Annotated in this window: 11 protein-coding genes; 4 read left to right on the top strand and 7 right to left on the bottom strand. The window is 72.9% G+C overall.

Features of this window, described 5'->3' with window-relative positions:
• Nucleotides 1–79 precede the first annotated feature (79 nt).
• From ACJ6WD_RS06055 to ACJ6WD_RS06040, 4 genes are all read right to left on the bottom strand, one after another.
• Nucleotides 80–1,216 (bottom strand): MerR family transcriptional regulator, encoded by a 1,137-nt coding sequence (locus tag ACJ6WD_RS06055; RefSeq protein WP_407615256.1) that lies wholly within the window; start codon nucleotides 1,214–1,216, stop codon nucleotides 80–82.
• A gap of 297 nt (nucleotides 1,217–1,513) precedes the next feature.
• Nucleotides 1,514–2,431 (bottom strand): metal-dependent hydrolase, encoded by a 918-nt coding sequence (locus ACJ6WD_RS06050; RefSeq protein WP_407615255.1) that lies wholly within the window; start codon nucleotides 2,429–2,431, stop codon nucleotides 1,514–1,516.
• Between the two features lie 123 nt (nucleotides 2,432–2,554).
• Entirely contained in the window at nucleotides 2,555–4,285 is a 1,731-nt protein-coding gene (locus ACJ6WD_RS06045; RefSeq protein WP_407615320.1) for an SDR family oxidoreductase, read from the bottom strand.
• A gap of 116 nt (nucleotides 4,286–4,401) precedes the next feature.
• On the bottom strand, nucleotides 4,402–5,277 hold the full coding sequence (locus ACJ6WD_RS06040; protein WP_407615254.1) for a M24 family metallopeptidase: 876 nt from the start codon (nucleotides 5,275–5,277) through the stop codon (nucleotides 4,402–4,404).
• A gap of 288 nt (nucleotides 5,278–5,565) precedes the next feature.
• Between ACJ6WD_RS06040 and ACJ6WD_RS06035 the strand changes: the two genes are divergently transcribed.
• From ACJ6WD_RS06035 to ACJ6WD_RS06020, 4 genes are read left to right on the top strand one after another with little or no spacing between them, the layout of a single operon-like run.
• Nucleotides 5,566–6,705: an ABC transporter ATP-binding protein gene (locus tag ACJ6WD_RS06035; protein WP_331247451.1), complete on the top strand. Its 1,140-nt coding sequence runs from the start codon at nucleotides 5,566–5,568 to the stop codon at nucleotides 6,703–6,705.
• Nucleotides 6,702–7,595, top strand: a complete 894-nt coding sequence (locus tag ACJ6WD_RS06030; RefSeq protein WP_233657301.1) for an ABC transporter permease — start codon at nucleotides 6,702–6,704, stop codon at nucleotides 7,593–7,595. Before ACJ6WD_RS06035 ends, ACJ6WD_RS06030 begins: the two co-directional genes overlap by 4 nt.
• A gap of 49 nt (nucleotides 7,596–7,644) precedes the next feature.
• A complete protein-coding gene (locus ACJ6WD_RS06025; RefSeq protein ID WP_016570615.1) occupies nucleotides 7,645–8,556 on the top strand; it encodes an ABC transporter ATP-binding protein in 912 nt (303 codons plus the stop codon).
• Nucleotides 8,557–8,581: 25 nt separating this feature from the next.
• Nucleotides 8,582–9,358: an ABC transporter permease gene (locus ACJ6WD_RS06020; protein WP_233657302.1), complete on the top strand. Its 777-nt coding sequence runs from the start codon at nucleotides 8,582–8,584 to the stop codon at nucleotides 9,356–9,358.
• A gap of 57 nt (nucleotides 9,359–9,415) precedes the next feature.
• Here the strand turns inward: ACJ6WD_RS06020 and mltG are convergent, their stop codons facing one another.
• From mltG to ACJ6WD_RS06005, 3 genes are all read right to left on the bottom strand, one after another.
• Entirely contained in the window at nucleotides 9,416–10,240 is an 825-nt protein-coding gene (gene mltG / locus ACJ6WD_RS06015) for an endolytic transglycosylase MltG (protein ID WP_233657303.1), read from the bottom strand.
• 307 nt (nucleotides 10,241–10,547) lie between these two features.
• Nucleotides 10,548–11,840, bottom strand: a complete 1,293-nt coding sequence (locus ACJ6WD_RS06010; RefSeq protein WP_376437757.1) for a CynX/NimT family MFS transporter — start codon at nucleotides 11,838–11,840, stop codon at nucleotides 10,548–10,550.
• A 109-nt stretch (nucleotides 11,841–11,949) separates the two neighbouring features.
• The gene (locus tag ACJ6WD_RS06005; protein WP_038520533.1) at nucleotides 11,950–12,660 is read right to left on the bottom strand and encodes a FadR/GntR family transcriptional regulator; all 711 of its coding nucleotides are present in this window, start codon (nucleotides 12,658–12,660) and stop codon (nucleotides 11,950–11,952) included.
• Between the last annotated feature and the right edge of the window lie 134 nt (nucleotides 12,661–12,794).

Genomic DNA, 12,794 nt, shown 5'->3' with positions numbered 1-12,794 from the left:
CCGGAGCTGCCCTGGGGAAGGGCCCAGTACGGGAGGGGGCGCGGGTAGGGGCCAGCCCCCCGAGGCGCACGGCGGGCAGTCAGGAACGGGGCGCGTCCCCCTCGGCCGGACGGGGTTCCCGGGCGGCTGCGGTCAGGGCGTCCATGGTGCGGGCCTGCACCTCGCGCTGGGCGGCGGCGGCGATGAAGGCGGCCGTGTGCTGCGGCCCGACCAGATCGCGTACGGCCTGGACGGACGCGGTGGGCAGCGAAACGGCCTCGGTGCCGGCCGCGGGACGGGGGTCCGCGACGGGTTCGGGAGCCGCTGCCTCCCGCAGATGCCGTGGCCCGTTCTCGGTCCCCCTCGTGGGCCGCCCGCCGGCGTCCCGTCCATCCGGGACTGGCGGCTCGGGCCATCGCACGGCCGCCCCCGAGGCGCTGCCCGATCGTTCCGTCGGAGGGCTGTCGTATTCCGGCTGGCCGGGCGCCAGTGCCTCGGTGAGGTGGTGACGGATGTACCGGGTGGCCAGGGTGCGCATGGCGCGGGCCAGTTCGGCGTCGATGGTCTGTTGGGCGAGCGGTCGGAGGCGGCGTACCAACGCGGTGGCCTCCGCCGTCTCGGCCTCGGTGGGGGCATGGTGGAGGAACGTCCGGAAGACGTGCTCGGTGGTGAAGTCCAGGAAACGCGAGGCGATGTGCTCGACCTGGCCGCGCACCTCCCGCAGGTGCTCGGAGATCGCCAGGAGCGGGACGCCCGCGGAGTGCAGTTCGGCGGCGACGGCGAGTTCCTGGGGGCTGGGGACCAGGAACTCGTCGTCCCGGCCGGGGACGCGCTCCAGGACGCCCAGGTCGACGGCCTCGGCCACCGCTCGCTCGTCGGGGGTGCCGCCGAAGGCGGCGTCGAGGTCGGTGCGGCTGATGCGGGTCGGCTTCTCGTCGGTCCATGGCCCGTCGATCTCGGCGACCAGGCCCAGGACGCCGCCCAGGTCCCGTCCGGCGTCCCAGGCTTCGAGGAGTTCCTTGATGCTGGCGAGGGTGTAGCCGCGGTCGAGCAGGTCGGCGATCTGGCGGAGCCGCGCCAGGTGGGCGTCGCCGTACACGTTGGCGCGGCCGCGGCGCTCAGGGCGGGGGAGCAGCCCCCGGTCCTGGTAGGCGCGGATGGTCCGGACCGTGGCGCCGGTGAGATGGGCCAGGTCCTCGATCCGGTACTCGGCCGTCGGCGGCTGCTCGGTCGTCACTGCGGTGCTCCTTACGGGCGGCTCCCCCTCCGAGGAGGGCCGGTGTGCCGGTCAGCCGTCACGGGACGGCTGCCTACGTGGCAGTTGCCTGCGGGTCGCCGGGTCGCCGGGTCGCCGGGCCGCCGGGGCGCCGGGCCGCCGGGCCGGGGCGCCGCGGACCTCGGCAGCGGCACCTTCGGCCGTGCCACGGGCCGGGCGCGGCGGTGCCACGATACGGCTGCCCGGCTGCCCGGCCGCCTGCTCCGAAGCTCGCGGCGGGCACCGGGCCCGGCCGAGCAGCGCCCGGGTGGGGACTGGCTAGCGCAGCGCCGCGCGGCCCACCGCACCCGCTGCGGCGCGGGCGGCCGGGGAGGAGGCGAGGTAGGCGACGGCGGCACGGAGCGATCCTTCCTGCGACGGGTGGTAGGAGCGGCGCAGGTAGCGGGGGATCGCCGCGCCCAGTTCCCGCCAGGTGGGCAGCAGCCCCTTGCGCACCGCGCGGTTGTGCTCGCGGAGCGAGTAGCGGGCGGGAGCGGCCAGTTGGGGGTCGTGCCGGAGCAGGTAGGCCGTGCCCCAGGCCCAGAGGTACAGCAGGACGGGGGCCGTCACGCCCATGGCCAGGACGCGGCGGGCGTAGCGGGCGGGGTCCTGGCCGCCGGCGTGCTGGTACATGTCGAAGGCGACCGCGCGGTGCTCGACCTCTTCGGCGCCGTGCCAGCGGAGCAGGTCGAGCATCACCGGGTCCGGGTCGGCGCGGTCCAGTCCGTCGGCGGCCAGGACCCAGGTGCCGAGCACCGCGGTGAACTGCTCGATGGCGGCGATCAGGGCCAGCCGGAAGCGCAGCCACTCCCGTTCGGGGACCGGGACGGCGAAGGGGGGCCGGTCCCCCAGGAGGTGCTCGAAGAGGAAGTCGACGTGCCGGGTGTAGGGGTCGGTGGCAAGGCCCTGGTGGGCGAGGTGGTCCAGGACGTAGGAGTGCTGGACGCTGTGGGTGGCCTCCTGGCCCATGAACCCCTTGACGTCCTGGAGGAGTTGATCGTCCTCGACCAGGGGGAGGGCCTCCTTGAAGACCTTCACGAACCACCGCTCACCGGCGGGGAGCAGCAGGTGGAGCACGTTGATCACATGGGTGGCGGTGGGTTCGTCCGGTATCCAGTGCAGCGGGGTCTCGCGCCAGTCGAAGGAGACTCGGCGGGGCGCGATGGGGTGGTGCTCCTGGGCGTGTGACGTGCTCATCGGCAGCTCCTGACGTGCGGGATTCTCCTGATCTCGGGGTGGCGGCCGGACCGGTGGCGTCCGGCCCGGCCGCCACCCGGCACGGGCCGTGGGGCGCCTGCGGGGCATGGGCGAGCGGCGCGGCTACACCGGGGGTTCGATGCGGGCGAGGGCGCGCAGCGCCCGTGGGGTGAAGCGGGACAGCAGGTGGGCGCCGCGCGCCTCGGGGGTGACCGGGACCACTGCCTGGTTGCGGACCACCGCGCGCAGGATGGCGTCGGCGACCTTCTCCGGCGGGTAGTTGCGCATCCCGTACATCCGCGCGGCCTTGGCCTGGCGGCGCTTCTCCTCCTCGGCGGAGACCCCGGCGAAGCGGGCGGTGCCGGTGATGGCGGTGTTGACGAGGCCGGGGCAGATGGCGGTGACGCCGATGCCCTGCCCGGCCAGTTCGGCGCGCAGGCACTCGCTGAGCATCAGGACCGCCGCCTTGGAGGTGCTGTAGGCGGGCAGGATCCGCGACGGTTGGAAGGCGGCGGCCGAGGCGGTGTTGACGATGTGACCGCCCTGGCCGCGGTCCACCATCCGCTTGCCGAAGATCCGGCAGCCGTGGATGACGCCCCACAGGTTGACGTCCAGGACCTTCTTCCAGTCCTCGGTGGTGGTGTCCAGGAAGGCGCCGGAGAGCCCGATGCCGGCGTTGTTGACCAGCACGTCGACGGTGCCGTACTCGGCGTCCACCTTGTCGGCGAGCTTCTCCATCGCCGCCTCGTCCGAGACGTCGACGGCCTCGCCCCAGGCCGCCGGGGCGCCGATCAGCCGGGCCATCTCGGCGGTGCGGGCGGCGCCCTCGGCGTCCCGGTCGACGGCGACGATCCGCGCACCGGCCTCCGCGAACGCGAACGCGGTGGCCCGGCCGATCCCGCTGGCCGCGCCGGTCACCAGGACCAGCTGCCCGCCGAAGCGGTCGGCGTGCGGGCCGGCGGCCACGACGTCCTTCGCCGGGTCGCCCTCCTCCTTCGCGGTGATGAACGCGCCGATCCAGGAGACGAGCTGGTCCGGCCTGGTGCGCGGCACCCAGTGCTTGGCCGGGAGCGAGCGGCGCACCAGTTGGGGCGCCCACTGGTCGAGGTCGTCGTAGAGGCGCTGGGAGAGGAAGGCGTCGCCGGTCGGGGTGATGAGCTGGACCGGGCAGTGCGCGTAGGCGTCGGGGCGGGGGCGGCGCAGGCGGGCGCGGACGTTGTCGCGGTAGAGCCAGGCGCCGTGGGCCGCGTCGGTGGGCAGCGAGGCGGTGGGGTACTCGCCGTCGGGCACCTTCTCCACCCGGCGCAGGATGCCCGGCCACCGCTTGCCGAGCGGGCCCTTCCACGCCATTTCGGGCAGTGCGGGGGTGTGCAGCAGGTAGACGTACCAGGACTTGGCGCCCTGGTTGAGCAGTTGGGCGGCGCGTCCCGGGGTGGGGCGTGCCATCCGCTTCTTGATCCAGTGCCCGAAGTGGTCGAGGGACGGGCCGGACATGGAGGTGAAGGAGGCGATCCGGCCCTCGGTGCGTCGCACGGTGGCGAACTCCCAGCCCTGGACGGAGCCCCAGTCGTGGCCCACGAGGTGGACCGGCCGGTCGGGGCTGACCGCGTCCGCCACGGCCAGGAAGTCATCGGTCAGCTTCTCCAGGGTGAAGCCGCCGCGCAGCGGTCGCGGTGCGGTGGAGCGTCCGCAGCCGCGGACGTCGTAGAGCACCACGTGGAAGCGTTCGGCAAGGCCGCGGGCGACCTCCGACCAGACCTCCTTGCTGTCCGGATAGCCGTGCACCAGCACCACGGTGGGCCGGTCGGGGTCGCCGAGTTCGGCGACGCACAGGTCGATCCCGCCGGTGTGCACCCGGCGCTCCCGGGCCTCCGGGAGTCCGGTGCCGGCCGCCGCCGGCCGCCCTGCGCCCCGTTCCTGTCCGCGGCCCCGGCCTCGGCCCTGGTGTTCGTGCCGTCCACGTCCCGTCTTCACGCGGCCTTCTCCTCCTGCCAGCGCCGCACGTGCGGCAGATCGTCGTCCAACCAAAAGGCGCTTTCCTGCGGGTCCTTGGAGTCCGTGACGACCAGGATCTCCTCGAATTTCGCTCCCGTTCCCCGGAAACCGAGGTGGGGTTCGACCGCCCACAGCCCGGGCTGCGGAGGGTGGTCGGAGAAGGTGTACGGACTCCACAGTGGGGACCAGCCGTCCCGGTGGCCGTGCAGCGCGTCGGAGGCGAGGCCCTTGAGGGACTGGGTGCCGAACCCGAAGAGGGTGGGGGACCAGCGGCGCTGCCGGACGCGGTCGACCTTGTGCGCGATGACGCCGAAGGGGTAGGCGCGGTGGCGGTTGGCGTAGCCCTGCCGCACCATCAACCGGTCGACGTCCTGGTAGATCTCGCGCAGCGGGCGGCGCTCGCGGACCTCGCGCAGGATCAGCTCGCGGTGGGCTTCGAGATCGGCCAGCAGCCGGTCGTGCACGGGGTTGAGGCCCAGGCAGCCGGAGTAGCCGATGTCGGCGGTGTAGCCGTTGAGGACCGGTGCCATGTCGAGGATGAACGGCATCCCCGGCTCCAGTTCGCGGTGGGTGGGGAAGAACTGCAGCGGCACGCGGAAGTTGACGAACGCGGTGCGGTCGCCGAACCACGCGAACGGCAGGTGGAACCAGTCCCGTACACCGCGCTCGCGCAGCCACTCGCGTTGCATCCGCGCCGCGGCGCGCTCGGTGACCCCGGGTTTGAGCTGGGCGGCCACCGCTTCCGCGCAGGCGTAGGCGAGCCGCTGCACCTCCCGGAATCCCCTGAGCTCGGCGGTGCGTCCTCTCGTTGCTGCTGAGGTCGCTGAGGTCGCTGAGGTGACTGAGGCCATCGCCAACCGTCCGTCCGTAAGCGGTCCATCGCGGTACGTGCCCGTAACTTGCCACTGATGAATGTGACAATGACTGGAGGCTGCGTCAAGGGTGCGCGGCCGACGAGCCCCACGACACGGCGCGACGGCGGGGCGCGCGGCGGCGGCGACGGCACGGCGCGATGGCGGAGGCGCAGGGAGAGGACCGCCGGGAAGGCCCGGGAACGCCCGGGAACGCCCGGGGTGAGGGCCGAAAGCACCGTTCGATCCCGGTTCCCGTGCCGCTGAAGCAGGAGAACCCCTACGGGCATGTCGTACCCGAGGGGTAGGCGAAGACCACCGCAGGGGTTGACGACGGGTGTGGTGGGCGCCACTACCGTCGAACACGTGACTGTGATCGTGACCGAAAGCCTGACCAAGCGGTACCCGCGGGTGACCGCCCTGGACCGGCTCTCCGTTGACATCGCCCCCGGCGTAACGGGCCTGGTGGGTGCCAACGGCGCCGGAAAGTCGACCCTGATCAAGATCCTCCTCGGGCTGGCTCCCGCCACCGAGGGGACCGCCCACGTCCTCGGACTGGACGTGACCAAGGACGGCAGCAGTATCCGTGAGCGGGTCGGCTACATGCCCGAGCACGACTGCCTGCCGCCGGACGTCTCCGCGACCGAGTTCGTGGTGCACATGGCCCGGATGTCCGGTCTGCCGCCGACCGCCGCCCGGGAGCGCACCGCCGACACCCTGCGCCACGTCGGGCTCTACGAGGAGCGGTACCGCCCCATCGGGGGCTACTCCACGGGCATGAAGCAGCGCGTCAAGCTGGCCCAGGCGCTGGTGCACGACCCGCAGCTGGTGTTCCTGGACGAGCCCACCAACGGCCTGGACCCGGTCGGTCGGGACGAGATGCTCGGCCTGATCCGGCGCGTCCACACCGACTTCGGCATCTCGGTCCTGGTCACCTCGCACCTGCTGGGAGAGCTGGAGCGCACCTGCGACCACGTCGTCGTCATCGACGGCGGCAAGCTGCTGCGCTCCTCCTCCACCACGGAGTTCACCAAGGTCACCGCCTCGCTGGCGGTGGAGGTCACGGACACCGACGCCCATCCGGACGGCACCGGAGCGCTGCGCGCGGCGCTCGTCGCGGCCGGCGCCGCGGTGACCACCGGCGCCCCCGGCACCGAGGGTCTGGCCGCCCCGGGGCACGTCCTCTTCGTCGAGGCGTCCGGGGACGAGACGTACGACCTGGTGCGCGACACGGTCGCCGGGCTGGGGCTCGGGCTGGTGCGGATGGAGCAGCGGCGGCACCAGATAGCCGAGGTGTTCCGCGACGCGGACGCGCAGGCGGCTGCCGGTGCACCGGCGCGGCCCGGCGCCGCGCCGACGGCACGGAACGCAACGGCGGAGCAGGACACCGATCGGTCCACGACCGTGGGCGGAGGGAACGCAGGATGAGTACGGAAACCACGCCCGGCGGCGCCTACATCCACAACATCGGCTACCGGCACTACGACGGCCCCCGACTCGGCCGCTCCTACGCCCGGCGCTCGCTGTTCTCGCAGAGCCTGCGCGGCGCGTACGGGCTGGGGCGGTCGGCGAAGAGCAAGGTGCTGCCGATGCTGCTCTTCGGAGTGATGTGCCTGCCCGCCGGGATCATGGTCGCGGTGACGATGTTCACCAAGGCCAGCAGCCTCCCGATCGGCTACACCCGGTACGCGATCTTCCTCCAGGCCGTCATCGGCCTCTACCTGGCGGCGCAGGCCCCGCAGTCGGTCTCCCGCGACCTGCGGTTCAAGACCACGCCGCTGTATTTCTCCCGGCCGATCGAGCGGGCCGACTACGTCGTGGCGAAGTACGCGGCGATGGCGAGCGCGCTGTTCGTCCTCACCGCCGCCCCCCTGGTGATCCTCTACGTCGGGGCGCTGCTGGGGAAGTTGGACTTCGCCGCACAGACCAAGGGGTTCGGGCAGGGGCTGGTCTGCGTCGCGCTGCTGTCGCTGCTGTTCGCGGGGATAGGGCTGGTCGTCTCGGCGCTCACCCCGCGCCGTGGCTTCGGCGTCGCCGCGGTGATCGCCGTGCTCACCATCCCGTACGGCGCGGTCAGCGCCATCCAGGGCATCGCCACCCTCCAGGGCAGCGAGGCCGCCGTCGGCTGGCTGGGGCTGTTCTCCCCGATCACCCTCGTCGACGGGGTGCAGTCCACGTTCCTGGGCGGCACCAGTTCCTTCCCCAACGGACTGACGCCGTCGACCGGCGCCGGATGCGTGTACCTCCTCGTCTCGCTGCTCGTCATCGTCGGCTGCTACGGCCTGCTGATGCGCCGCTACCGGAAGGCCGGACTGTGACCTTCCGCCCGTCGCCCGCACACCGCCCCGCAAGGAATGGGCTGCACCCGTGAACACTCTTCACATCGACCACGTCTCGCGCTGGTTCGGCAACGTCGTCGCCGTCAACGACATCACCATGACCATCGGCCCCGGCGTCACCGGACTGCTCGGTCCCAACGGCGCCGGCAAGTCCACCCTCATCAACATGATGGGCGGCTTCCTCGCGCCCTCCAACGGCACCGTCACCCTCGACGGGACGACGATCTGGCGGAACGCCGCGAGCTACCGCCACATCGGCCTCGTCCCGGAGCGCGAGGCGATGTACGACTTCCTCACCGGGCGCGAATTCGTCCTCGCCAACGCCGAGTTGCACGGCCTGGGCCGGGCCGCGGCGGCCCGGGCGCTGGCCACCGTCGAGATGGAGCACGCCCAGGACCGCAAGGTCTCGACGTACAGCAAGGGCATGCGGCAGCGGGTGAAGATGGCCTCCGCGCTGGTCCACGACCCGTCGGTGCTGCTGCTCGACGAGCCGTTCAACGGCATGGACCCGCGCCAGCGGATGCAGCTGATGGAACTGCTGCGGCAGATGGGCGACGAAGGCCGCACGGTCCTGTTCTCGTCCCACATCCTCGAAGAGGTCGAGCAACTGGCCTCGCACATCGAGGTGGTGGTGGCCGGCCGGCATGCCGCCTCCGGCGACTTCCGCAAGATCCGCCGGCTGATGACCGACCGTCCGCACCGCTACCTCGTCCGGTCCGACGACGACCGGGCGCTGGCCGGGGCGCTGATCGCCGACCCCTCGACGGCCGGTATCGAGGTGGATGTCGTCGAGGGCGCCCTGCGCATCCAGGCCGTCGACTTCGCCAGGTTCACCGCGCTCCTGCCGCGGGTCGCCCGTGACCACGGCATCCGCCTGTTGACCGTCTCGCCCTCCGACGAGTCGTTGGAATCCGTCTTCTCGTACCTCGTCGCGGCCTGAGGCCAGAAAGGAGCCCTGAGGCACCATGTCCACGACCTCTCCCGCGGCCCCGCCGGCGCCTGCCGCCGCGCCCAAGGCCGCGCTCTTCCACCCGACTGTCGCCCGGCTCACCTACCGCGCGCTGCTCGGCCGACGCCGCGCCCTGATCCTCTTCGCGCTGCCGGCCCTCCTGGTGGCGATCGCGCTGATCGTCCGGGGGTTGACCGGTGCCGACGACACGACGGCCGGCGGCATCCTGGGCGGTTTCGCGCTGGGCACGATGGTCCCGCTGATCGGCGTGATCGCGGGGACGGGCGCGATCGGGCCGGAGATCGACGACGGCTCGGTGGTCTACCTCCTCGCCAAGCCGGTCCGCCGCTCGACGATCATCATCACCAAACTGCTGGTGGCGATCGGGGTGACCGCCGTGTTCTCGGCGATACCGGTGCTGGTCGCCGGGTTCGTGCTCAACGGCAACAGCCAGCAGATAGCCGTGGCGTACGCGGTGGCGGCGGCCGTCGCCTCGGTCGCCTACAGCGCCCTGTTCCTGCTGTTCGGCACCCTCACCCGGCACGCCGTGGTCTTCGGCCTGGTCTACGCCCTGGTCTGGGAGGCGTTCGTCGGGAACGTCGTCCCCGGGGCGCGGACCCTCAGCGTCCAGCAGTGGGCGCTCGCGGTCGGGCAGAAGGTCGGCGCCGAGGGGGCCCTCAGCTCCGCGGTCCAGCTGCCGCTCGCGGTCTGCCTGTTGGTGGCCGTCACCGGCGCGGCGACCTGGTACGCGGCGCGCCGGCTGAGGTCGCTGACGCTGGCCGGGGAGGAGTGAGCGAAGGCCGTTCCGGCCGGCCGGGGCGCCTTCCCGGTCGGCCCGACCGGCGTCGGGTCAGCCGCCGGTGGAGGTGTCGCCGGCGGCGGTGTCCTTCTGGGAGTTGTTGAACTCCTGCACGTTGCGCAGGTGCTGCCGGTAGTCGGCGGTGAAGCGGGTGTCACCCGGTTTGACGGTGACGAAGTAGAGCCAGTCCCCCGCGGGCGGCGCGGCCGCGGCCTTCAGCGCGTCGGCACCCGGATTGTCGATCGGGGTCGGCGGCAGGCCCTGGAACTTGTAGGTGTTGTAGGGGCTGTTGGTGCGGGTGTCGGCGTGGCTGGTGCGCAGCGTGCTGCGACCGAGCGCGTAGTTGATCGTCGAGTCCATCTGGAGCGGCATGTTCCGGGCGAGCCGGTTGTCGATCACCCGGGCCACCTTGCCCATGTCGGCCGGCCGGTCCGCCTCGGCCTGCACGATGCTGGCGATCACCACCGTGCGGTAGCTGGTGACGCGGTCGGCGGCCAGCCGCTGATCGGCGGTCTTGACCATGTACGTGAGCAGCGATGCCGGCGTGGTGTCCTTGCGCAGCGGATAGGTGGCAGGGAAGAGGTAGCCCTCCGGGTTGCCCTGCGCTTCGGCGGGCAGGTCCAGGCGCGCGGTCTTGGCGGCCTGCGCGGTGGTGCCGGCCGGGACCTTCAGGGCCCGGTCGACGGCCGCGTAGATCTGGCTGGCCCGCTGCCCCTCGGGAACGGCGAGCTGTCCGCTCTGCCGCTCGCGCAGCAGCCGCGGCACGATCAGCACGACGAGGGCGACCACGACGCACAGGACGGCGCCGAGCAGGAGCCAGCCGGCGCGCGAGATCCGCGGTCCGGGCCGGTGACCGGTGTGCTGAACATCGCTCATGGGGGCACGGTAGGCCAGCCCGCCGTGTTGCGGGACCCGCCCGGCGCAGCGGACCGGGGCTCGGGACGGCGCGGACCGGACGCGGAACGCCGGTACCGGCACTGCGCGGGGCGGCCCGGGGGCCGGCGTCCCGCACCGAACCGTCGGCAGCGGGGCCACTAGCCCGTTGGTGGGGCGGTGGCGCGACGGGGGCGGACGACGGACGCCGCAACGCCCACCCTCGCCACAACCGTCCCCTCACCCCGCCCCCCTCACCCCGCGGCCCGCACCGTTCACCCCTTACCGTTCGGCCTTCGGCCCTTCTCCCTCAGGCGGCAGCCCGCTCCCCGATGCGGCGGTCACGGCCGGCGCCCAGCCCCAGGAGGGCCAGGCCGGCGCAGACGACGAGCAGCAGGCACAGCGGAACGGTCCAGCCGTCGGTGGCCTGGTGGACGGCGCCGAGGGCCAGCGGGCCGACGGCGGCGAGGAGGTAGCCGCCGGTCTGGGCCATGCCGGAGAGCCGGGCGGCGGTGTGCGCGTCGCCGGACCGCAGCACCATCATCGTCAGGGCCAGGCCGAGGGCGCCGCCCTGGCCGACGCCGAGCACCGCGGCCCACAGCCAGGCACCCGCCACCGGCGCGATCAGCAGCCCCGTGACGCCGCACGCCATCAGGACGGAGACCATTACGCCCAGCAGCCGCTGACGGCGCATCCGGCCGGCGAGCGTGGGGACCACGAACGAACCGGCCATCTGCACCAGCGTGCTGAAGGCGAAGACCAACCCCGCCTCGCTCTTGCCCATGCCGTGGTCGGTGAAGATCGTCGGCATCCAGGCGATGACCACGTACGCGATCAGTGACTGCGAGCCCATGAAGAGGGTCACCTGCCAGGCGAGCGGCGAGTGGGTCAGCTTCGGGCCGTGCTCGGTGGTGTGGGCGGGCGCCGCCGCGGCCTCGCCGTGGTGCGTGCCCCGGCGGGCGATCACGGCCTGCGGGAGCCAGACGAGGGCGGCGACGGCGGCCAGCAGCGACCAGGAGACCAAGGAGCCCTGCCAGCTGCCGAGCGCGTTCTCCAACGGGACGGCGGAGGCGGCCGACACGGTCGCACCGAGGATCATCGCGGTCGAGTAGAGCGCCGTCATGCTCGCCGCCCGATCGGGGAAGTCCCGCTTGATCAGGCCCGGCATCAGCACGTTGAGCAGGGCTATGGAGCCGCCCACCACCGCGCAGCCGGCGAAGAGCGCGGCGACCGGCGGCGCGATCCGCAGCACGATGCCGCCGCAGAGCGCGACCAGCGCGCCGCACAGCGCCGCCTCGGTGCCCCAACGCCGCGCCAGCCGCGGCGCGATGACCGATCCCAGGCCCATGAAGATCAGCGGGATGGTGGTCACCAGGCTGCTGGCGGTGGCGGCCAGGTGGAAGTGCTGCGCCATCTCGTTGAGCAGCGGGGAGACCCCGGCGAGCGCCGCGCGCATGTTCACCGCGGCGAGCACGATGCCGGTGAGGAGGAGCGCGGGGTGGGCCCGCAGCCGGCGCCGGGCGGTGGCCACCTGCGGCGCGGGGATCAGGTCTTCCTCGGCGTCGATGAGGTCGACCGGAGCGGTCGAATCGGTCCCTGACATGCGTGCGTACCTAGCCAATCGTGCCCTCGTGCTGGGGAGGGCGGAGAAGGTCAGAAGGGGGAGGGGGCGGGAACGGGAGGGGAGCGGGGAGGGAGCCGGGAGCCGGCCCTCACTCGCCGGCGAGGAGGGCCTCCACGGCCCGTTTGGGCTTCTCCAGGAGCGCGCGGGTGGCGCGTTCGGCGGCGTCCGGGTCGCCGTGCGCGATCGCGTCCAGGACGGCGCGGTGGTCACCGTGCACGATCTTCGGCATCGCCTGGTCGTCCAGCGCGCTGACCAGCGCCTCCCGTACGGAACTGCTGAACCATCCGTAGGTCGCCGTCAGCGCGGTGTTGTGCGCGGCCTCGACGACGGCCTTGTGGAAGGCGATGTCGTGGTCCGCGTAGAGCTCCAGGCTGCCGGAGTGCGGCCGGCCCTCGGAGTCCTCCAGCGCGGCCTGGGCATCCAGGGCCGCCCGCATCCGTTCCAGGTCGGCGGGTTCGTGGCGGAGTGCGGCCAGGCGGGCGGCCTCCGCCTCCAGGGCGATGCGCAGTTCCAGGACGTCACGGATGCCGGCGCGCTGGACGCCGCGCATGATCTCGGCCGGGTCCGCGGTGGAGACGACGAAGGTGCCCTCGCCCTGGCGGGAGCGGAGCATTCCGGCGTGCACGAGGACGCGTACCGCCTCGCGGACGGTGTTGCGGCCGACCTGGAGCTGCTCGGCGAGGGCGTGCTCGGTCGGGATGCGGGTGCCGACCTGCCATTCTCCGGCGGCCAGTTGGGCGCGGAGCGCCTCGACGACGGTGTCGACGAGGGATTGCCGTCCTGCTGCCTTGAGTGCCATCGCCCTGGTCCCGTGTCCGTTCCTGTGCGTGTGTCGTCGTGCGGGTCGTGTGCCGCGGCGGCCCGCGCGTCGGAGCGCGGCCGCCCACCGGGTCCGGTGCGCCGGCCGGCCGGCCCGTTCGCCGGTGGCTCCGC

Source organism: Streptomyces sp. VTCC 41912 (assembly GCF_045799175.1).
Taxonomy (GTDB): domain Bacteria; phylum Actinomycetota; class Actinomycetes; order Streptomycetales; family Streptomycetaceae; genus Streptomyces; species Streptomyces albulus_C.
The sequence above is the reverse complement of the archived record's forward strand: the minus strand, read 5'-3'. Positions and strand labels throughout refer to the sequence as shown.

Bases quoted from the DNA above. Each gene is read 5' to 3' on its own strand.
- ACJ6WD_RS06035 (WP_331247451.1), top strand. From the start codon at position 5,566: ATGTCGTACCCGAGGGGTAGGCGAAGACCACCGCAGGGGTTGACGACG.
- mltG (WP_233657303.1), bottom strand. From the start codon at position 10,240: ATGAGCGATGTTCAGCACACCGGTCACCGGCCCGGACCGCGGATCTCG.
- ACJ6WD_RS06010 (WP_376437757.1), bottom strand. From the start codon at position 11,840: ATGTCAGGGACCGATTCGACCGCTCCGGTCGACCTCATCGACGCCGAG.
- ACJ6WD_RS06020 (WP_233657302.1), top strand. From the start codon at position 8,582: ATGTCCACGACCTCTCCCGCGGCCCCGCCGGCGCCTGCCGCCGCGCCC.
- ACJ6WD_RS06030 (WP_233657301.1), top strand. From the start codon at position 6,702: ATGAGTACGGAAACCACGCCCGGCGGCGCCTACATCCACAACATCGGC.
- ACJ6WD_RS06050 (WP_407615255.1), bottom strand. From the start codon at position 2,431: ATGAGCACGTCACACGCCCAGGAGCACCACCCCATCGCGCCCCGCCGA.
- ACJ6WD_RS06005 (WP_038520533.1), bottom strand. From the start codon at position 12,660: ATGGCACTCAAGGCAGCAGGACGGCAATCCCTCGTCGACACCGTCGTC.
- ACJ6WD_RS06040 (WP_407615254.1), bottom strand. From the start codon at position 5,277: ATGGCCTCAGTCACCTCAGCGACCTCAGCGACCTCAGCAGCAACGAGA.